The organism is Thermoanaerobaculia bacterium, from assembly GCA_018057705.1.
GTDB lineage: Bacteria > Acidobacteriota > Thermoanaerobaculia > Multivoradales > JAGPDF01 > JAGPDF01.
In genome coordinates this window covers 1-20,636 of sequence record JAGPDF010000025.1, presented here as the reverse complement: position 1 = coordinate 20,636, position 20,636 = coordinate 1, and the positions used below count along the sequence as shown (strand labels likewise).

Here is a 20,636-nt window from a genome sequence, read left to right as displayed (position 1 = left end):
ACCTATTTGGTCTTGATTCTATACAACCGCCCGGCGGCCGACCGCACACCGTCGGAAACGTTGCGATCCTTCGACAACATTCGCAGGTCGCGGACTCCCAGCTTGGGCAGGAGCTTCACCGCCACCCCGACGGGAATCCGCGGATTCTTGGTCAAGGCCAGGCAGATCTTGTACTTCGCGACCCATTCGCGGCGGCGATAGATCACGGCCAGGACCTCTTCGATCACCGACCGACTGGAGGCCACCATGGCGATCTCCTCGTCCGACATGGCGGCGTTGTTCACCACCGAGAGCGCCACTGACTGATTCGTATCCTTGATCAGAATGTTGCGCAGGGTTCGCCCCGCCCCCCGCGTCAGCTTGATTTTCACCGGCACCGGCAGGGCCCGGATCTGACTCTCCGACAGGCCGGTCTTCTCGTCCCGCTCGCCCACCGACGGCAGTTGGCGGACCCGGTCGATCGCCTCGAGCTCCTCCGGTTCGAGGTCGAGCGTCCGAAGGTCGACTCCGGCATCCACTTCCGGCTGTCGGTCGCGCGGCAGCAGGTGCTCCCTGTACTCGGTGATCTTGCGCCGCGAGTAGACCGAGAGCTCGGGATTCGCTTCGAGCGCGACGAGAATCTCCGGCTCCTCGATGATCGCGTCCTGGCGCAGCAGGAGGTTCTCCTGCAGGTCGGCTCCCAGCCGCGAAGCGAGTTCGACGAGCAGCCGCCGCGGGACGTCCCGGCGCCGCAACAGTGCCTCGAGCACGAACGGATGGGTTGGGTTGACGGCGAAATACTCGAGGACCTCCTCGCTGGCGTCCGTCGCGACGAAGGTCGCGGCGAGCTGGGGATCCAGCTCCTCCAGCGAGGACCTCGCGTAGCCTGAGATCTCGGGGCTCTCGGACGCAACCAGCTCGACCTGAAGCGGGATCAGATCCTGCGCCGAAAGCGGCAGAATCCCCTGCGCGGCGAGCAGTTGCAGCTCCCGGCTCTGGCCGGACCGGACCTGCTCGACCAGCGGGTGGGTCGACGCCACGGGCGTCAGGGTCGAACCGGCGAAGGATTCGGCGGGGAGGCTGGGCGGGCTGGGGTGGAAGGAGGAGCGGTCGACGGCAGCTGGATCCGCGGCTCCGGAGACACCCGGACGGGGCGCTCGATCCTCAGCTCGCGGACGACCCGGGTCGAGTTCTCCGGCAGCAGGAACGGCTGACCGTCGACCTCGACAGTCACAGCGCGCGAGTTTCCGAGCGTCAGAAGTACCGATTCGAACGCCTCGAGTTGGACAGTCTCCCCGGCGGCCTTGAGCTCGCTGGTGCGGCGGTTGCCGTCGACGACCGATTCCATCCAGCAGTCCTGGGAGAAGTTCAGGACCACCCGGTAGGGTCCGGCCGGCGCTCCGGCGGTGAGGACGCCGGGAGCCCCTCCAGCCTCCAGCGCGGGCGGATCCGGGTTCGCAGGCGCGGTACCGACTTCGCCGGCGACCGCGCCCGACAGGCCGGCCGGCGCCCCGGATCGGCCCGAATCGGACGATTCGACCGCAGATTCGGCCAGCGGCAGGGCGGCCGTACCGCCGTTGGCCGGCTCCGCGGCAGCCGGCGCGGCCATCGTCGCCGGAGCCACGAGTCGGGAATCGACCGGCGCCGCGCGGCGCCGTTCGGCGAGGAACGAGAGCAGCGCTGCGATGCCCACGAAAAGGACGACCGCGAGCCCCAGCAGCAACCCGTAGCCGAGCGAGGAGGGCGCCGATCTCGAGCTCTCGGGACGCGCCGGCTTCGGGCGCTCCAGCCGGCGATGGCCCTCGGCGCGCTCCTCGATCGCCACCAGATAGAGATTCACGACTTCGTCGGGGTTGAGGCCCACGACCCGGGCGTACTCGCGCAGGAAGCCGCGCGCGAAGACCGGCGCCGGCAGAACGTCGAAACGATCCTGTTCGAGCGCTTCGAGATAGCGCAGGCTGATCTTGCTGTTGTCTGCGATCTCCCGCATCGACACGCTGCGCGCCTCGCGCTGGTGGCGCAGCCAGGAACCGAACGAGGCCCGCGGGGTTTCCGTGGCCTGTCCTTCGGCTGATTTCGACGTGTCTTCGGAGGGGGGCTGGCTCATGCCGGTACCGGAATGTCTGCTGCCGGACGGACTAGGGTATCGAGTCCCGTCGTCCGCGGTCAAATTCGCAGTTCCCCGCCTCCCCGAGCGAGGAGTTGGGCCCTGCGGCGCAGGGGGAGTCTGAGATGCAGATTTCCCGCGACGCTCTCCAGATCGGTGCGTTTGAGCAGCGGCAGCAGCACCAGTGCGCGGTCGAGCGGGGTGCGGGAGTTCTGGCACAGCGCGAGGCGGACGGGATAGCGGGCGCTCCATTTCGGGCTGGCGGCGACGACGGCCAGAACGGACGGCAGCGCAGCTTCCGAGGCCAGCAACGGCATCAGGAGGCCCTCGGTGAGGCGGGGGTTCTCGAGCAGGGCGGCGATCACCCTGGGGGTCGGATCGTGGCGCAAAGCGGCGATCACGGCCGGGCTGGCGGTCCTGGCAATCGCCATCTTCTCGCCCACGGAGAGTCCGGGGAGCCGCTCGACGAGCCGGGTCTCCGCAGCCCGGCGGACGATCGGGTGCAACCGCATGTCGACCCCGAGCCGCACCAGGTCGGCCCAATAGAGACCGGGTATGAAGCGCAGGGCCAGGATCTGAGAGGTACGCGGGTGTCGCGCCGCCTCCATCCGGACTTCGTAGGACGCGAGCAGGCGCTTCGAGCCGAGCAGGCGGTCGATCAGGACCGAGGTGAGGAACGGGTTCCGGAAGAGGTGACGCGCGACCGCCGGCTCGATCTCCTCGAGCCGTCCGGTGAGCAGCAGGTCGAGCTCCTCTTCGCTGGCTTCCCGCAGGAGGCGCGCCAGATCGTCCTGCCGCCCCTCAACCATCGCGCCCGCCCTCCGTCTCCAAGGACCCGAATGATAAGGTCCTACCCACATGACACCACGTTCGATCGAAGAATACCGGGCCCCGGGCTCCACGGCGAGCCTCGAAGACGACTGGATCGCCGCCGTCGAGGCCGATCCCGAGAACCTCGATTCCTTCCTCGATCTCGCGCAGGCTCTGGTCGCGAGCGACGAGGAAGATCGGGCCCGCGGCCTCCTCGAACTCTACGACGCCGAGCTCAAGAGCCGTGGCCTCCATCCCATCCGGCTCGAGCTGCTCCGCCGGGCCGGGCTCCTGGTCTTGAAGCCGAACAAGCTGCAGCGCGAGATCCTCGCGACGCTCGAGGGCATCTGGTCGGCGAAACCCAACTTCAAGTCGATCCTCGAGTATGTCGGCCTGCAGAAGCCCTCCGACGAGCCCAAGAAGATCTGGGACAAGGTCACACGGCTGCAGAGCCTGCTGCTCTACGACGTAGGCGAAGTCGTGGCGATGGCCAACCAGGGGGTCGGCCGCGTGGTCGAAGTGAACCTGCCGCTCGAAACCCTCAAGATCGATTTCGAGCGCCTGAGCGGCGTCACCGTCGGATTCCGCGCTGCAGCCAAGATGCTCACGCCGCTGCCGCCCGGGCACCTCCTCCGGCGCAAGCTCGAAGATCCCGAAGGCCTCGCGAAGCTCCGCGACGAGCAGCCCGCAGAGCTCCTTCGCGCCGTGCTCGAAGCCGCCGGGCGCCCGCTGCTGGGTTCCGAGATCCGCGACACCCTCGCGGGCATCGTCTCCGAGGCGCAGTGGACCTCGTGGTGGAACTCGGCGCGCCGGCATCCACAGATCATGGCCAGCACCGGCGGGCGGCAGCTCTATCGCTGGGAGAGCTCGACCGCCGGAGCACTCGCCTCGGTGAAGAAGTCGTTCGAGAAGGCTACGCCGCGGGAGAAGCTCGACCTCTTCCGGCGCAACGCCGAGCGCGACCCGGCGCTGGCCAGATTCATGGCGGGGGTACTCGGTCGCCTGGCCGGCGAGCGGCTGGAGAGCGAGCCGGCCTTCGCCTTCGAGACATGGTTCGCTCTCGAGCGTGCCGGATTCCTGCCCCCCGACCTGCCATGGTCGGTCGAGGACCTGCTCGGCTCGACCGCCGACGCGCGCAAGCTGCTCACCGGAATCGACGACCGCATGCTGCGCGAGCGCGCCCTGACGATGTTCCGGGAGCGGCGAGACGACTGGCCGACGATCTTCCGCGAGCAGCTGCTGCGCGAATCGGATCCACGGGTGCTGAACCTGCTGGCTGCCGCGATCGGCAAGGAAGCGCCGGCGGATCTCGACCGCCTCCTCGACGACGTCCTTTCTCAGCCGCGCAAGGGTCCGGCGGTCTTCACCTGGCTGGCGGAACGCGCGGCGGAAGACGAGGCGCTGCGCGGGCGGAACCCTCTGCGCCTGGCGCAGCAGATCCTCGCCGCGTTGGCGAGCGACGACTTCGGGCCGTACAAGGGCCGGCTGCGTGTCCTGGCCGATTCCGGCGGCACGCTGCCGAGGCTCTTCGCCCAGTTGACGCTCGAGCAGGCGGCGACCGCGCTGGAGGCGATCGTCCGCACGAACTCACTCGACTCGTTCCAGAAGGAGCCGCTCAAGAACGGACTCCTGCTGCGCTTCCCCACCCTGCGCGAAGAGACCGGCCATGCGCTCTACGCGACCGCGGAATCGATCGCTGCCAAGCGCCTCGAGCTCAAGCGCCTCGCCGAAACGGAGATTCCGGCCAATCGCAAGGCGATCGAAGAGGCGCGGGCGATGGGAGACCTGCGCGAGAACTTCGAATACAAGTCGGCGCGCGAGCGGCACGAGTATCTGAACTCCCGGCTGGCGGCGCTGCATCGCGACCTCGGGCGGGCCCGCCCGATCGATTTCGAGAACCTCGACCTCACCGAGACCCGGATCGGTGCCCGGCTGATTCTCCTCGCCCCGAACGGCAACGAGCGCGAGCTCGCGGTGCTCGGCCCCTGGGAGAGCCGACCGGAGAGCGGCGTCGTTTCCTACGAGTCCGAGCTCGGCAAGCAACTTCTCGGAAAGCGGGTCGGCGAAACGCTGCAGATCGGCGACGAGCTCTATTCGTTGTCGCGCATCGAACGGTGCGTCGCCCGCGCCTGAAGCGCCGCCGCCCGCGAGCTCATCGCCGGGCGCCGAAGTACCCCAGCAGACCATCGACGACGGACGCTGCCACGCGCTGCCGGAAGGCACGCGTGGTGAGCAGCGCCCGATCCTCGACGTTGGCCAGATTGCCCACCTCGAGAAGAAACTTCGCCGGCACGGCGTTGTAGCGCAGCACGGCCGGAACCCAGGCCCGGCGGCCACGGTAGATCCGGTCACGCACCGGCTTGAAGGGGTGAATCCCCAGGCCAGCGGTTCGAAAAGCGGCGATGACCCGCTCGGCGACATCGCGCGAGAGTCCTTCGCTGCGCTGGCGTTCCTGCAACGAGAACTTCACTTCGGGCTGTTCGCGAACCTCCTTGCGCGAGGTGAACGCCGAGCCGCTCTTGCGGGCGCTCCCGGCGGTCCCCGCGGCGTTCGGAATGTAGGCGGTGGCGCCGCGCAGCGTCGGGTGGAGCGAGTCGGCGTGGATCGAGATGAAGACCACCTTGTCGGAGCTCGAACCGTTCGCTTTCGCCTGGCGGTACTGGCTGTTCGCCAGATACCAGCGCAGATTGACGCCGACGATGGTGTCGGTGATCGGGAAAGGCGGCGTCGTCAGCACCGCGTGAGCGCGCGAGAACGGCAGCACGTCGCGATCGAGGATCGTCCAGGCGGCGCCGTCGCGTGTCGTCATCTTGACGGTGGCCCGGGTCTCGGCCTCGAGAGTCCGCTTCACCCGCAAGGCGATGTCGTAGACGTAGAGACTCTCCCAGACGCCCGCCATCGAAGCTCCGACATCGATGCCGCCGTGGCCCGCATCGAGGATGACGGTCACGCCGTCGAGCCCGCGCGCCTGGACCTCGTTCTTGTACTGCCCGGCGAGGCGCTGCTCGACCTCGTATTCCAGCCGCCGCGGGTCGTTGGTCGGCAGGAACTCCGGAAGCAGCACTTCGTAGGGAATCCGCACCGGGAAACCGATCGGAATGCTGGTGACGTCGGCGATGCCGCTGCGGGCGGCGATATCGCTCGCGATGGCGCGGACGTCCTCCGACTGCAGGCGGCCGGTGAACCGGATGACGACACTCGAATAGAGGGCCTCCCCCGCGTGCAGCGCATAGATCGCGAACTTGCCTTTGGCATCCTCCCCGTACTGCAGCGGTCCAGATGGCGCGGATGGCGCGGATGCCGCGGGCAGCGCGGCAGCCGGCCGCAGACCGGCACTCGCCGGGCCGGCCGAGATCGTGGGGCCGGAAGGGCTCGCCAGGACGACGGCGTCCGGCGCTGCGACCACGGTCCCGGACGGAGCGGGTAACGGCCGAGCACCGGTTCCGGTCTCGACTCCGGAGACGGGCGCAGCCGCCGGCGGCGGAGGGCTCGTCGGAGTCGTCCCGGAGATCGCCCCTGCTGGCGGCGCGCTCGGCGAAGCGACAGGCGGAGCGGCAGCCGGCGCGGTGGGCGGAGCTGCCGGGGACGAGCCCTCCGGCGGCCCGGCGGAGATCGTGGGAGCGGGCGACGGAAGCAGGACCGGGGCGACCTCCACGGGGGCCGGCGCTGCGGCCGGAGCAGGAGGCGGTGCCTCGGCGGCCGCCTGGACGGAGGGCGCCGCCGGAGCGCGAAACGGCGCCCGCAGGATCTCGTTCGGGATCCGGAGCGTGGTCTGTGCTGCGAGCTTTCCCTTGCCCAGCTTGTTTCTGCTGCGCAGCGTGGCCACCGCGTTCGCTCCGCTCGTGAACCATTCGGCGACCTTCTCCAGACTCTCGCCGCGCGTCCGATGGACCCAGCCGTCGGCTCCGCCCTTGTCGGTCGGATAGAGGGCGCGGATCACAGCCAACTGGCGCTCGGGCGGGATCAGCCCGAACGGTACGCGATAGCGCACTCCGGCGAGGAGACGCCGGGGATTGCCGTTCGCCTTGCCGACCGCGGCCGTGTGCTTCGGCGACCCGGTCACCCTCCGGCTGAAGGTGATGAGCCCTTCGCCGCGCTTCGGGACGGTCTCGAGAAAGAGATCGCGCTTGTCCACCAGGGCGGCACGGTCGCCGTTGGTCAGCCGGGCGCGTTCGACCGCCGCCGCCGCGGGGGTCGCGAGGCCCGTTCCGGCGGCGAGAAGAGCCCAGGCGAGCGCGATCGCGGCAGCGGTCCGGCGAGCTCCGCCCGGCTCTGCTTTCTCGGCACGCCGGAACCCGGCAGGCTCAGGCAGCGTCCGTCTCCGCACGCAGCTGCGGCGCGACGCTCCAGGCAACCTCGCGTTCGAAGGCGCGCGCCGAGCGCAGGAGCTTCGCCTCCTCGAAGGGTGCGGCCATGAGCTGCAGCGAGAGCGGCAAACCGGAGCTGTCACTGCCGCACGGGACGGCGACCGCGGGAAGTCCGGCGAGGCTCGCCGGGGTGGTGAAGATGTCGGACAGGTACATCGCCAGCGGATCGCTCGTCTTCTCGCCGATGCCGAAGGCCGCGCCGGGCGTGGTCGGAGTGGCGATCAGATCGACCTCCGCGAACGCGGCCTCGAACTGGCGCTCGAGCGCGCGCAGGACACCGCGAGCCCGGCCGTAGTAGGCGTCGTAGTAACCCGCCGAGAGGGCGAAGGCACCGAGCAGGATACGACGCTTGACTTCGTGCCCGAATCCCGCCGTGCGCGTCGCGACGTAGGTCTCTTCCAGCCCCTCCGCTGTCACGCGCAGCCCGTAGCGCACGCCGTCGAAACGCGCCAGATTGCTCGACGCCTCGCTGTTGGCGATCACGTAGTAGATGGCGATCGCCGCCGGGACGTTGGGCACCGAAACAGGAACCAGCTCGGCGCCGAGTCTCTCGAGTCGCGCCAGCGCGGAGCTCCAGCTTGCCGCCATGGCCGGCTCGAGTCGGTCCACCGGGACTTCGCGGAGAATGCCGACGCGCAGCCCGGCGAGGCCGTCCTCGATGCCGTCGAGCATCGACGGTACGGTGAGTCCGGAGGAGGTCGGGTCGCGCGGGTCGGCCCCGGCCATGATCTCGAGCGCCAGCGCGGAGCTCCTCACATCCCGCGCGATCGGACCGATCTGGTCGACCGAGGAGCCGAAGGCGACCAGGCCGTAGCGCGAGACACGCCCGTAGGTCGGCTTCAGGCCGACAAGGCCGCAGAATGCGGCGGGCTGGCGGATGGAGCCGCCGGTGTCCGAGCCGAGCGCGAAGGATACGGCGCCGGCGGCGACCGCGGCCGCGGAACCGCCGCTCGAGCCTCCTGGCACACGGCGCAGGTCCCAGGGATTGTGCGTCGTCTGATAGGCCGAATTCTCGCAGGACGAGCCCATCGCGAACTCGTCCATGTTGGTGCGTCCCACGAAGACCGCGTCCTCGGCGACCAGCCGTTCGATCGCCGTCGCGGTGATCGGCGAGAGGTAGCCCTCGAGGATGCGCGAAGCGCAGCCCGTGCGGCGCCCGGCGAGCCCGAGATTGTCCTTGCGGGCCACGGGTACCCCGGCGAGGCGCCCCAGACGCTCGCCTCGCCGCCGGCGTTCATCGATCGCTGCGGCGGCCTGAAGGGCCTCCTCGGCTTCGACGCCGAGGAAGGCTCCGAGCCGTGGTTCGACCTCGGCGATCCGCCCCAGACTGGCCTCTGCGACCTCCCGGGCCGAGAGCTCGCCGCCACGCACGGCGGCGGCGAGCGCTTCCGCCGGCAGGGCGAGGAGCTCATTCATCGAGCGGATCCTCCCCGGCCGCTCCGCCGGCGCCCGCGGTCATCCGCGCGACGGCGAAGAAGGCTCCACGGACCTCGGGCGCATTTTCGAGCAGGAGCTCGGCGCACGGGTAAGGCTGTGGCTCGTCCGATGCCTCGATCCCAGAGGCCGGAGCGACCTCCTCCACCAGCGTCTCGAACTCGCGAAGGTGGTCGATGTGGGCGACGATCCGGCCCAGCTGTTCTGCGAACAGCACCTCCTCGGCCGCCGTCAGGCGAAGCCGTGAGAGCGTCGCCGCCTGGCGTACTTCTGCGAGAGAGAGAGACATAATCGGTCGACCGGCATCCTAGCGAGGAAGCCGAAGATGGCGCAAACGAAATGACCTCCGCCCCCTCCATCCCCGCTGCCTGGCGCGAGCTCCTCGCCGATGCCCGCATCGCCGAGCTCGCAGCGGCAGCGCGCGGTGTGCCGACCCATCTCGTCGGCGGCGCGGTGCGCGACGCCGGCCTCGGCCGCCCGGTGAGCGACCTGGATGTCGTCGTGGCCGACGACGGACCGACGATCGCGCGACGTCTCGCCGACAGGACCGGCAGTCGTCTGGTAGCGCTCGGGGGGGACCGCTTCGGGGCGATCCGCCTGGTCTCCGGTACCCGGCACATCGACATCTGGGACCTTCGGGGCGGCGCCCTGTCGACCGACCTCTGGCGGCGCGACTTCACGGTCAACGCCGTCGCGCTTCAGGTGCCCGAAGGCGTCGTCACCGATCCGACCGGGGGCCTCGAGGATCTCTCGCGAAAGCGGCTGCGCGCGACCCGGGCGGGTGTCTTCGCCGAGGACCCGGTGCGGGTGCTGCGCCTGGCCCGCCTCGCGACGACCCTGCCCGGGTTCAGCGCCGATTCCGCGACCGTGGACTGGGCGCGCGCCGTCACGCCCCGGCTCGGCGAGATGCCGCACGAACGCCTGCGCGTCGAGCTCGAGCTCCTCTTTGGCCAACCCCGGATCGCACCGGCAGCGGCCTGGTGCGTCGATCTCGACCTGCCGACGCATTTTTTCGGTGGAGGGGCAGCCTTGGCGGCCGCCTCCTCGACGACTCTTCGCCCCGCGAGCAGGCTGGATGAATGGAGAGCCTCGCGCCCGGCGACAGATCCAGCGACCCCGCGGGCGGCAACCTCAGCCGCGAACTCGCCACAGGCGCTTCACTGGACTCTTTTCACCGAGCTCTTTTCCTCGTCACACGAGGCGACTTCGGCTCGGCTGCGCGACCTCGCGCGGCGCGGCCTCATGACCCGCGACTCGAGCGACGCCGCACTCGCACTGCTGGCGCCACCGTGGCAGGCGCCTCGGGACGTGCCCGGCCGCCGCCGCTGGCTGCACCAGGCCGGCGCAGGCTGGCGCGACTCTCTGGCCCTGCGCGCCGCGCTTGCCGGATCTGCCGCCGAGCTCGAAGCCTGGGCGAGCCTCGAGACGACGTACCTCAGCTGGCCAGAGGAGTTGCGGGCCGGGGTGCTGTCGCCGCCGGCCCTGCTGTCGGGAGAGGACGTTCAGGCGCTGCTGGGCATCGCGCCGGGACCGGCGGTAGGCGCGGCGCTGGCGCGCGTGCGGCGCGCGCAGGTCGAAGGTGCGGTGCGGGTGCGGGAGGAGGCCGAGGCGCTGTTGCGGTCGACGCCCGCAGCGGACGGATGAAGTCCGGCGGGGGCCGGCGAACCGCGCTTCAGCGGAAGACGCCGGACTTCTTGTCGTCGCCGCCGCCGTTGCCCATCAGGCGGTTGTTGAGCTCTTTGATGCGGTCCATCAGCTTGTCGATCTTCTCCTGCGCTTCGGTGCGCAGGCGGTTGTAATCGCCACGCATGCGCTCCATCTCCTGATGCCCCTCCTGGAGGCGCTTGTCGATCTCACGCAGCTGGGTGTCGCGCGCCGCCATCGCGGCCTCGAGATCGGCGATGCGCTCGTCCTTCTCCACGATTCGGAGCTTGTTCTTCTCCTCCTGCTCCTCGTAGAGCTTGCGGTACTGCTGCAGCATGAGAATTTCGGAAAAGTCGGCAGTGGACGGATTCATCTCTCCTCCTCGCTCCTCGATGCCCGGGAACATCTTGCGCAGCTTGAGCGACAGATCCTCGGGGTCGCTACTTTCCTTCATCGCCTCGGCGTACGTGATGACTCCGTGCACCAGCAACGCGAGCAGCGAGTGGTTCATCGACTGCATGCGGTAGAAGGCAACCGAGGACTCGAGCTCTTCGAGGAGCTGTGAAGTCTCGCCCTTTTCGATGAGCTGCGACATGCGCGGCGACGACTTGAGAATCTCCAGCGCGGCGACCAGACCCTGGCCGTCGCGGCGCTCGACGAGCTTCATCGAGACCACGCCCTTGAGCACCTGGGCTACCTGCGCACGGACCTGATTCTGCTGGTCCGGAGGGAAGGCGTCGAGGATGCGGTCGACCGTCTGGGTCGCGCTGTTGGTGTGCAGCGTCGAGAAGACCAGGTGGCCCGTCTCGGCGGCGGTGATGACGGTGCCGATCGTCTCCGGATCGCGCATCTCGCCGACCATGATGACGTCGGGATCCTGGCGCATGACGTTGCGCAGCGCCTCCGGGAAGGTCGGCGTGTCGGTGCCGACCTCACGCTGCGAGATCGAAGCCACGCCGTCGGTGAACAGGAACTCGACCGGGTCCTCGATGGTCACGATATGCACCGGCCTCCGGCTGGTGATGTACTTGACCAGAGCCGCGAGCGTCGTCGACTTGCCGCTGCCCGTCGGGCCGGTGATCAGCACCATGCCCATCGGCAGGTCGCAGAAGTCGAGCAGCACCGAGGGCAGATTCAGCGTCTCCACATCGCGGATCTCGTACGGAATGCGCCGGAACGCCACCGCGATCGTGCCGCGCTGAATGTAGACGTTGCACCGGAAACGCGCCAGTCCGCGGACACCGTAGCCGAGATCGACCGACATCCGCTCTTCGAGCTTGCGCTTCTGGTGCGGCGCGAGGATGGAGTCGACCATCCCGTGGATCTCGTCCGGAGTCAGAGGCTCTTCCTCGAGCGCCACGAGTTTGCCGTGTACCCGGATCAACGGCGGCCGCGTCGGCTTCAGGTGAAGATCCGAAGCCGATCTGGCGCTCATGGTGCGAAGGAGGGTATCCAGGTCGCGCATCGCGGCGCCATTCTAGACCCGAAATCCGACGAAGGTTGTGAAACGCGGCAGCAGCTCGGTACTCGAGCTCAGTACTTGCGCATCAGACCGACGACGATGCCCTGGATGCGCAGGTCGGCGGCGGGCACACGGATCGGTTCCATGGCCGGGTTCGACGGCTGGAGACGGACGATTGCCCCCTCAGGGTAGAACCGCTTGAGCGTCACCTCGTCGCCCACCAGGGCCACGACCATCTCGCCCGGCTGGGCGCGCTCGCGGCGCTCGACGACGACCCAGTCGCCATCGTGGATGCCCTCGCCGATCATCGATTCGCCGGCCACGCGGAGAACGAAGTGCTCGTCGATCCGGGCCCCGAAGAGCGCCGCCGGAACGGTGAGCGTCTCGTCGCCGACGACGGCCTCGATCGGCCGGCCGGCGGCGATCCGGCCGAGAAACGGCAGCTCGCGACCGGCGGCGGTGATCGAAGCGATCGGAGCGATCGGGGACGACTCCGCACCCTCGCCGTCGAGCAGCTCCATGCCTCGCCGCTGATGGCGATCGCGCTTGAGGAAGCCCTTCTCCGAGAGCAGCTTCAGGTGCTTGTAGGCCGTACCGTAGGAGGAGAAACCGAAGCGCTCGCAGATCTCCCTGTGGGTGGGCGCGAGCCCCTTCTCCTTGCGGAACTGGTGAATGAACTCCAGAATCTCCTTCTGCCGTGCCGTCAGGTACGAAGCCATGGCGAAAGCCTACGGCGGTAACGCGGCGTAAGTCAACCCGGGCGCTCCCCGATCGGGGCCCATCCTCCTTGACAGGGTCCCACCCGCTCCCTACACTGCGCCCTCTTTGACCACGCCCACTTCATCGTCCGACCTTGCCCCGCCGGCAGGCAGGCACCTCGCACGCCACCAGCTCGCGAATGGCCTCCGGATCGTTCTGCATCGCGACGCCACGCTGCCGCTCGTCGCCGTCAATCTCTGGTACCACGTCGGTTCCAGGAACGAGCGGCCCGGCCGGACCGGCTTCGCCCACCTCTTCGAGCACATGCTCTTCCAGGGCAGTGCGAATGTCGGCACGAACGACCACTTCCGCTATCTGCAGGAGGTCGGCGGCGTGGCCAATGGTTCGACCTGGTACGACCGCACCAACTACTACGAAACGCTCCCGTCGCGCCACCTGGAGCTCGCCCTCTGGCTCGAATCCGATCGCATGGGATACCTGCTTCCCGGCCTGACCTCGGAGAAGCTCGAGAACCAGCGCCAGGTCGTGATGAACGAACGCCGCCAGCGGGTCGACAACCAGCCCTACGGGCGCGCCATGGAGCGCCTGTTCGAGCTGCTCTTCCCGGCGGACCATCCCTATCGCTGGCCGGTCATCGGCTGGATGGAAGACATCGAGGCCGCGACGCTCGACGACGTCCGCGACTTCTTCTCGACCTGGTACGGCCCCGGCAACGCGGTCCTGTCGCTCGCCGGCGACTTCGATCCGGAGGCAGCTCTGGTGGCGATCGAGCGCTGGTTCGGCAGCCTGCCCCCGGGGCCGCCCGTGACACGCACGGCTGCGCCCCTGCCTCCGCTGGCAGCTGCCGTGCGCGATTCGATGACCGACCGCGTGCAGTTGCGCCGGATCTACCTCGCCTTTCGCACCGAGCCGTTCGGAACTCCCGGCTGGTGGACCGCGGCGGTCACCGCGAATCTGCTCACCGACGGCAAGTCGAGCCCGCTCGTGCACGATCTTGTCGTCGACCGCCAGCTGGCGCAGGACGTCTCCGCCTACGTCTATCCGACCGCGGAGGTCGGAGTCTTCCTGCTGGTCGCGACGGCCCGCCCTGGCGTCGAGGTCGACCGGCTCGCCGACCGCATTCGCGAGCACCTCGACGGCCTGGCAGCGCCGGCGGCGGGAACGCCCGCGCCCACCTGGCTCGACGCCCTCGATTCCGAGCTCGAGCGCGCCCGGCGCCGGACGGTGGCGGGGATCTACTCGGAGCTCCAGACGCTCGACCACCGGGCCGACCTGCTCTCCCAGTACACCACCTTCTTCGACGCCCCCGAACGCGCCTGGAGCGAAGCTGCGGCCTACCAGGCGGTCGACATCGCAGCCGTCCGGGATTTCGCGGCCGCCCGGCTCGGGGCTGCGAACTGCGCGCTGCTGGTCGTCGAACCGGAAGGGGGCCGCCCCTGACCCCGTCCCCGCAAGTGCCGGACCGCGGCGGACCTCCGGCCCCCGGGCCGGAGAGCGCCGTCCCGATGCCGGTCTTCGAGCGTTTCACGGCAGCGGGCGGCGGGGAATCGCCGGGCACACCGGTCTACCTGGCCGCACGCAGTGGGGTTCCTCTGGTCGAGCTCGAGGTCCTGCTCGCGGCCGGAGGCGAGCACAACCCGGAACAGCGGCCGGGACTCGCGGCGATGACGGCGTCGATGATCGACGAAGGCACCGCGCGCCGCTCCGGTCCGCAACTCTCCGCCGAGCTCGAGCGGCGCGGCGGCACGCTCTCCTGTCACGCCGACTGGAACGCTGCCAGACTTCGGCTGCACCTGCTGTCCTCGGACCTCGAGTACGGGCTGGAGCTCCTCGCCGAGCTGCTGTTCGAGCCGGCCTTTCCGGAGCACGAGCTCGCGCGGCTCCGGCAGCAGACGCTCGCGGAGTTGAAGCGCCGGGCGGACCAGCCGGCTGCGCTCGCCGACGAGGCCTTCGCGTTCCACCTTCACGCCGGGACGGTCTTTGCCCATCCGCTGGCCGGGACTCCTGCGGCGCTCCAAGCGCTCCGCCGCGAAGAGCTGCTCGACTTTCATCGCCAGCACTATCGCCTCGACCGGGGCTCCCTGGTCGTCGCCGGCGATATCGACCCTCGCCGGCTGGCGGCGGCGATCGCGGCGGCGTTTCCCGCCGGCGGCGCGCCGATCGGCAGCCCGGCAGCGGCCGCAATGTCCGGACCCGGCGCACTCGCGGCATCGTCCGGCAGCCAGCGCATCGTCATCGTCGACCGGCCCGGCGCCGAACAGACCGAACTGCGCATCGGCCACGCCGGCGTCCCCCGCCGCCACCCGGACCGGGTCGGCCTGGGCGTTCTGAACACGCTCCTGGGTGGCAAGTTCACCAGCCGGATCAACCTCAATCTTCGCGAACGGCACGGTTTCACCTACGGCGCGTCCAGCCGCTTCGTCGATCGCAAGAGCCGCGGTCCGTTCGTGGTCTCGACGGCCGTCACGACCTCGGCCACCGGGCGCGCGACCGCCGAGGTTCTGGGCGAGCTCGTGCGCCTGCGCAGCGAACCCGTGCCGGCAGCAGAGCTCGAAGCCACCCGCAACTACCTGCTCGGGGTCTTTCCTTACGGCCTGCAAACCGTGGAGGGGCTCGCCGCCCGTCTGGACGAGATCGCGCTCTACGACCTGCCTCTCGACACTCCAGCGCGCTACCTCGCGGAAGTGGCGCGCCTGCAGCCGGAGGATCTCGCCCGCCTCGCCGAAACGTACCTCTTCCCCGAGAGCGCGCTGATCGTGGCGGTGGGACCGGCAGAGGAGCTCCGGCGCGAGCTGCGGGAGCTGGGTGAGCCCGAGCTGTGGAGTTCGCCTCAGGCGATCGCCTGAAGCCGCGGGCAGTCCGAGCCCAGGATCGGCCTCGCGCCTCTCGAAGATCGCGGAGCGCGCTACTCCAGCCCGGCAGTGACGCGCGCGTCGCCATCGACGCGAATGACCAGCCGGCGCGTCGTACCGCCGACGAGGTTGCCCTCGACCACGATCGCTTTCGTCGGCTTCCCGGGCAGCGTGACATAGACCCGCAGCGCCGCTGCGCCTGCCGGCAGCGTCCGCTGGGCGCCCAGAGCGCCCGGAATCTTCTCCTTGCTCAGGAAACCGGTCTTCTTGACGAACTTGAACGGCTCGCGGAGGATCTGGCGCTCGCCGGAATAGACCGTGAGGACGCCTTCCGAGAGCTCGGAGTAGAAGTCGATCTCGACGGTGGCATCGGCCGGAACGGGGGCCGGAGCCTCGGGCTGCGCCGTGGTCTGGGGAATCGCCACCGGCGCTGGCGCGCTCGCCGCCGCGACCTGCGCCGCCTCCCGGGCCGACTTCTGCGCGCGCTCGCGCTCCTTCTGGCGCGCCAGCGCGCTCTCGGAGTCGGCGGCCAGCTTGACCGCTTCGGGGTGCTCGGGCACCAGGGCCAGCACGCCCTGCGCCGCCGCGATCGCCGCTTCGTAGCGCCGTTTGGCGTACTCCTCCCGCGCCGATATCAGCCCTTCCGAGACGCGCTGCTCGCGCTCGGCCGCCGAAGAGAGGTCGAGCGAGACGCGCTCGATCTCGGCGCGCATGTCGCGCGCTGCAGCGCTTGCTGGATCGGCCTGCTGGGCGAGCGCCAGCGCGGCCAGGGCCCCCTGAAGGTCGCCGCTGTCGAGCCGTTGCCGGGCATCGACGAGTGCCGCCGCGAGATCGAGCTGGCGGCGCTCCTCTGCGGTCGGCCCGGCCGGCGGCGGGGGCTGCGAGTCGGTCCTGCCTGTGGCCCAGAGGGCGAGAAGTGTCACCACGGTGGCAGCGGCCAGCCCGAGGAGAACGTACTGCACCCGGCGCTGCGAGCGCAGGCGCAGCGGTGCCTCGGGTGGCGGCGTCGCGCCGGCGGGAGAACCCGCGGGGGGCGAGGGGACGCCGGCAATCGGAGGGGTCGGAGGGGTCGGAGAGGTCGAAAGCGCCGGCGGGGTCGGCGGACTCGGTGGCGTGGAGGGCGCGGCCGGCGCCGGCCACCGCGGCATTGCAGTCGTCGCGGCCATCTCGGCCACCGCAGCCATCTCGGCTACTGCTGCCCTGTCCGCCACCGCCGCGAGCTCGGCCATATCCACCATCTTCGCCGTCTCGGCCACTGGCGTCGCCGCAGCCCGCTGAGGGAGCGGCTCAAGGGCGGCGGCCTTCGGCGCGGCGTCCACCGTCCGCGCTGCGGTGCTCTCGGGCGTCTCTTCCGGGACCTCCTGGGTGGCCGAAGTGTCGTCATCCTCGTCGTCCGGCTCGGCGGAGAGCCGGGTACCGCTGCGCCGCAGCTCGGCGGCGATCTCGGCGGCCCTCGGATAGCGCCGGTTCGGGTCCTTCTCCAGGCAGCGCGTCATGATCGCGGTGAGCCCGGGCGGCAGGTCCTTGATGATCTCTTCTGCGGGGGTGAACGGCTCGTAGACGATCTTGTGGGTCACCGCGGTCAGGTTCTCGCCCTGAAACGGCTTCTTCCGGGTCAGCATCTCGTAGAAGACGACGCCGAGCGAGAAGATGTCGGCGCGGTGATCGACCTCCTTGCCCTGGATCTGCTCCGGTGCCATGTAGTTCGGAGTGCCCAGGAGCTGGCCTTCCATCGTCAGGTTCGAAGTGTCGAGCCGGGCAATGCCGAAGTCCGTGATCTTGACCTTGCCGTCCTGGGCGATGAGGATGTTCGCCGGCTTGATGTCGCGGTGGACGACGCCGCGGGAGTGCGCGTAGTCGAGGCCCTCCGCGATCTGCGACAGGATGTCGATGAGACGGTCGTAGCCGAAAGTCTCGGGGCGCTGCATCAGCTGCTTCAGGTTCGTGCCCTTCACGAACTCCATCGCGATGAAGCACGTGCCCTCGCCGCCCTCGTCCACGACGTCATGAATCGTGACGATATTGGGGTGGGAGAGAATTCCGGCGCTCTGCGCCTCGCGCACGAAGCGGCTGCGGAACTGCGCGAGCTCCTGATCCTTCGCCGAGAATCCGACGCGGAAGGTCTTCAAGGCGACCTGGCGGCCGATGAGCGGGTCCCGCGCCAGGTAAACAACCCCCATGGCGCCCTTGCCGATCTCCTCGAGGATCTCGTAGCGACCTAGTTTCTGCGGCGCGTTGGTTGTCATCCGGATTGACCCCGCGGAACGGGAGAAAGCATTCTAGGCGCGCGGCACGGGACGGTCAATCGAAAGAGTCACGGTGCCGGGAAATACCGGTGCCGGCGGGCGGGAAAGGACCGGGAAATGCCGGTTTTCGCCGTCCGCTTTGATATGGTGCAGAGGCCGTTCGAAGCGACTCGAAAGGAGATTTCGCCCGATGCAGGTCGACAGTCCAGGCAGGATCCGGAACATCGCGATCACCGGTCACAACGACACCGGGAAGACCACTCTGGCCAGCGCCCTTCTGTTCACCGCCGGCGCGGTCCCTCGATTCCTGAAGATCGAAGACGGCAACACGGTCACCGACTTCGACCCCGAAGAGGGGGAGCGCGGCATCTCCATCGGCCTCGGCGTCTGCCACCTGCCCTGGAAACAGCACAAGGTCAATCTGCTCGACTCCCCCGGCTACGGCATCTTCTTCTCCGAGACGCGCGCCGCGCTGCGGGTCGCCGACGCCGCCCTGCTCTGCGTCAGCGCCGTCGCCGGTGCCGAGGTCAACACCGAGAAGGTCTGGGAGGCCGCTGACGATCTCGGACTGCCGGTCATCCTGCACTGCAACAAGATGGACCGCGAACGGGCGGACCTCGGCCGCTGTCTCGAGAGTCTGCAGAAGACCTTCGGGCGACAGGTGCTGCCGGTGCAGTTGCCGATCGGGACCGAGAAGGACTTCACTGGAGTGATCGACCTCGTCCGGCAGAAGGCCTTCCGGTTCGACCGGGACGGCAGCGGCAAAGCCAAAGAGGAGGCGATCCCCGCCGACCTCGCCACCGAGGCCGCGGAGGCGCGCATTCGTCTCGTCGAGGCCGTTGCCGAGGCCGACGAGCACCTGCTCGAGAAGTTCTTCGAGGAGGGCAATCTCGATGCCGCGGATCTCGAGGCCGGCCTGAAGAGCGCCATTCTCAGCCGCAAGCTCTTTCCGGTCACGCTCGGCTCCTCTCTCCATCTCGTCGGCTGCTCCACCCTGCTCGACTTTCTGGTCGACTTCGCTCCCTCGCCCGTCGATCATCCCTATCCGGCGAAGAGCCTCGACGGCAAGACGACGATGCTCGAAGCCGATCCCGCGAAACCTGTCGTCGCCATCGTCTTCAAGACGCTGAACGACCCGTTCACCGGACGACTGTCGATCCTGCGCGTGCTCTCCGGCACCCTGCACAACGACGCTCAACTCTGGAACGTGCGGGCCGAGGAGAACGAGAAGGCGCACGGACTCGTGCACCTCCAGGGCAAGCAGGGCACCGCGACCCCGAAGCTCATGGCCGGCGACATCGGCGGCGTTCCGAAGCTGCGACTCGCCACTTCGGGCGACACCCTCGCCGCCAAGGAGCAGGCCCTCGCGGCCGAGTGGATCCAGCTCCCCGAGCCGGCGATGTCGTTCGCCGTCGAGCCCAAGTCGAAGGGCGACGACGAAAAGATCGGCGACGCGCTCCACCGGCTGATCGAAGAGGATCCGAGCCTGCGCGCCGGGCGGGATCCGCAGACCCACGAATTCCTGCTCTCCGGCAGCGGCCAGTTGCACGTCGAGATCGCGCTCGCCCGGATGAAGCGGCGTTCGAACGTCGAGGTCATCCTGCATCCGCCGAAAGTCCCCTATCGCGAAACGATCCAGAAGCCGGCGGAGGGGCACGGGCGCCACAAGAAGCAGAGCGGCGGCCGCGGCCAGTTCGCCGACTGCCGGATCAAGATCGAACCGCTGCCGCGCGGCGAGGAGTTCGAGTTCAAGGACGAGATCTTCGGCGGCTCGATTCCCCAGAACTACCGCCCGGCGGTCGAGAAGGGGATCCAGGAGGCCCGGCTGCGCGGCTTCCTCGCCGGCTACCCGATGGTCGACTTCCGGGTCCGCCTGCTCGACGGCCAGTACCACGACGTCGACTCCTCCGAGCTCGCCTTCAAGATCGCCGGCTCGCTCGCCTACAAGGACGCCATGGAGCGCGCCGGGGCGACGCTGCTCGAGCCGGTGATGAAGGTGGAGATCCACACCAGCGAGGAGTTCATGGGCGACATCATGAGCGACCTCTCCCATCGCCGTGGCCGCCCGCAGGGAATGGACGTCAGGAACGGCGCGCAGATCGTGCAGGCGCAGGTTCCGATGGCGGAGATGTTGAACTACGCGCCGGCACTCCGGGCGATGACGCAGGGGCGCTCCAGCTTCATCATGGAGTACTCGCATTACGAGGAGGTTCCTCGCCTCGTGCAGGACAAGATCGTCGCCGACGCGCGAAAGAAGATGCACGAGGAACATGAAGCTTGATCCCACTCTTACCTGAGGAGTACGCCTGATGCAGGCCAACGCCTTGCGCGCCGGAATGTGCGTGCTGCACAACAACGAAGTCTGCTCCATCATGTCGGTCACCCACCGCACGCCCGGGAACCTCCGGGCCTTCGTCCAGGTGCGGATGAGGAACTTGAAGAACGGCAACAGCTTCGAGCATCGCTTCGCCTCGACCGAATCGGTCGAGCGCGCCATCCTCGACACGATTCCGATGGAATACCTCTACTCCGACGGCGACATGCACCACTTCATGAGCCAGGAGAACTACGAGCAGGTCACCCTCTCGAACGACGCGCTCGGCGACACCTTGCTCTACATCCTGCCCAACAGCGTGATCAAGGTCGACTTCTACGAGGGAATGCCGGTCGGCGTCGAGCTCCCCAACACGGTCATCCTCGAAATCGTCGACACCGAGCCCGGGATGAAGGGCGCAACGGCCTCGTCCAGCTACAAACCCGCCAAGATGCAGACCGGACTGGTCGTCCAGATCCCGCCCTTCGTCGAATCCGGCGCCAAGATCGAGATCGACACCCGCGAGAACAAGTACCTGCGGCGGGTCTGAGGCGGGCCCCGGGGAGCCCTCCACCCCGCGACCCGACATGCGCGCGAACCGGGCGGCTCCCCTCCTCGCTCTTCTCCTCCTCCTCGCCGCTGGAAGGAGCTCGGGCGAAACCCTTCCGGCGTCCACCTGGCCGGAAAAGCTCAGTAAAGAG

The 20,636-nt window shown here is 68.9% G+C and carries 15 protein-coding genes; 6 read left to right on the top strand and 9 right to left on the bottom strand.

Annotated features, from left to right (window positions below; genetic code table 11):
• Nucleotides 1-2: 2 nt before the first annotated feature.
• From KBI44_10070 to KBI44_10060, 3 genes are read right to left on the bottom strand one after another with little or no spacing between them, the layout of a single operon-like run.
• The gene (locus tag KBI44_10070) at nucleotides 3-1,019 is read right to left on the bottom strand and encodes a hypothetical protein (GenBank protein MBP9144819.1); all 1,017 of its coding nucleotides are present in this window, start codon (nucleotides 1,017-1,019) and stop codon (nucleotides 3-5) included.
• 5 nt (nucleotides 1,020-1,024) lie between these two features.
• Nucleotides 1,025-2,086 carry a helix-turn-helix domain-containing protein gene (locus KBI44_10065; protein MBP9144818.1) on the bottom strand — a complete coding sequence of 354 codons (1,062 nt, stop codon included), beginning with the start codon at nucleotides 2,084-2,086 and terminating at the stop codon, nucleotides 1,025-1,027.
• A 59-nt stretch (nucleotides 2,087-2,145) separates the two neighbouring features.
• Nucleotides 2,146-2,895 (bottom strand): hypothetical protein, encoded by a 750-nt coding sequence (locus tag KBI44_10060; protein MBP9144817.1) that lies wholly within the window; start codon nucleotides 2,893-2,895, stop codon nucleotides 2,146-2,148.
• A 49-nt stretch (nucleotides 2,896-2,944) separates the two neighbouring features.
• Between KBI44_10060 and KBI44_10055 the strand changes: the two genes are divergently transcribed.
• Nucleotides 2,945-5,029 carry a GreA/GreB family elongation factor gene (locus tag KBI44_10055; GenBank protein ID MBP9144816.1) on the top strand — a complete coding sequence of 695 codons (2,085 nt, stop codon included), beginning with the start codon at nucleotides 2,945-2,947 and terminating at the stop codon, nucleotides 5,027-5,029.
• A gap of 19 nt (nucleotides 5,030-5,048) precedes the next feature.
• Here KBI44_10055 and KBI44_10050 read toward each other — a convergent pair whose 3' ends face one another.
• The 3 genes from KBI44_10050 to KBI44_10040 are packed head-to-tail and all read right to left on the bottom strand — an operon-like array spanning nucleotide 5,049 to nucleotide 8,986.
• Nucleotides 5,049-7,223, bottom strand: a complete 2,175-nt coding sequence (locus KBI44_10050; GenBank protein ID MBP9144815.1) for an N-acetylmuramoyl-L-alanine amidase — start codon at nucleotides 7,221-7,223, stop codon at nucleotides 5,049-5,051.
• A complete protein-coding gene (gene gatA, locus KBI44_10045; GenBank protein MBP9144814.1) occupies nucleotides 7,201-8,679 on the bottom strand; it encodes an Asp-tRNA(Asn)/Glu-tRNA(Gln) amidotransferase subunit GatA in 1,479 nt (492 codons plus the stop codon). The genes KBI44_10050 and gatA overlap by 23 nt, the downstream gene beginning before the upstream one ends.
• On the bottom strand, nucleotides 8,672-8,986 hold the full coding sequence (locus tag KBI44_10040; protein MBP9144813.1) for an aspartyl/glutamyl-tRNA amidotransferase subunit C: 315 nt from the start codon (nucleotides 8,984-8,986) through the stop codon (nucleotides 8,672-8,674). Before KBI44_10040 ends, gatA begins: the two co-directional genes overlap by 8 nt.
• 50 nt (nucleotides 8,987-9,036) lie before the next feature.
• Here KBI44_10040 and KBI44_10035 point away from each other — a divergent pair, with 50 nt between their 5' ends.
• Entirely contained in the window at nucleotides 9,037-10,341 is a 1,305-nt protein-coding gene (locus KBI44_10035; protein ID MBP9144812.1) for a CCA tRNA nucleotidyltransferase, read from the top strand.
• Nucleotides 10,342-10,369: 28 nt separating this feature from the next.
• Here the strand turns inward: KBI44_10035 and KBI44_10030 are convergent, their stop codons facing one another.
• Both KBI44_10030 and lexA read right to left on the bottom strand, forming a co-directional pair.
• Nucleotides 10,370-11,776: a PilT/PilU family type 4a pilus ATPase gene (locus KBI44_10030; GenBank protein ID MBP9144811.1), complete on the bottom strand. Its 1,407-nt coding sequence runs from the start codon at nucleotides 11,774-11,776 to the stop codon at nucleotides 10,370-10,372.
• A 98-nt stretch (nucleotides 11,777-11,874) separates the two neighbouring features.
• Entirely contained in the window at nucleotides 11,875-12,522 is a 648-nt protein-coding gene (lexA, locus tag KBI44_10025; protein MBP9144810.1) for a transcriptional repressor LexA, read from the bottom strand.
• Between the two features lie 106 nt (nucleotides 12,523-12,628).
• Between lexA and KBI44_10020 the strand changes: the two genes are divergently transcribed.
• Both KBI44_10020 and KBI44_10015 read left to right on the top strand, forming a co-directional pair.
• Nucleotides 12,629-13,963, top strand: coding sequence for an insulinase family protein (locus tag KBI44_10020; GenBank protein MBP9144809.1), 1,335 nt, complete (start codon nucleotides 12,629-12,631; stop codon nucleotides 13,961-13,963).
• A 65-nt stretch (nucleotides 13,964-14,028) separates the two neighbouring features.
• Nucleotides 14,029-15,369, top strand: a complete 1,341-nt coding sequence (locus KBI44_10015) for an insulinase family protein (protein ID MBP9144808.1) — start codon at nucleotides 14,029-14,031, stop codon at nucleotides 15,367-15,369.
• Nucleotides 15,370-15,428: 59 nt separating this feature from the next.
• Here KBI44_10015 and KBI44_10010 read toward each other — a convergent pair whose 3' ends face one another.
• Nucleotides 15,429-17,621, bottom strand: coding sequence for a protein kinase (locus KBI44_10010; GenBank protein MBP9144807.1), 2,193 nt, complete (start codon nucleotides 17,619-17,621; stop codon nucleotides 15,429-15,431).
• Nucleotides 17,622-17,811: 190 nt separating this feature from the next.
• On the opposite strand from KBI44_10010, the gene fusA reads away from it, so the two are divergent.
• On the top strand, nucleotides 17,812-19,902 hold the full coding sequence (gene fusA, locus KBI44_10005) for an elongation factor G (protein ID MBP9144806.1): 2,091 nt from the start codon (nucleotides 17,812-17,814) through the stop codon (nucleotides 19,900-19,902).
• A 28-nt stretch (nucleotides 19,903-19,930) separates the two neighbouring features.
• A complete protein-coding gene (gene efp / locus KBI44_10000) occupies nucleotides 19,931-20,485 on the top strand; it encodes an elongation factor P (protein MBP9144805.1) in 555 nt (184 codons plus the stop codon).
• The last annotated feature ends 151 nt before the right edge of the window (nucleotides 20,486-20,636 follow it).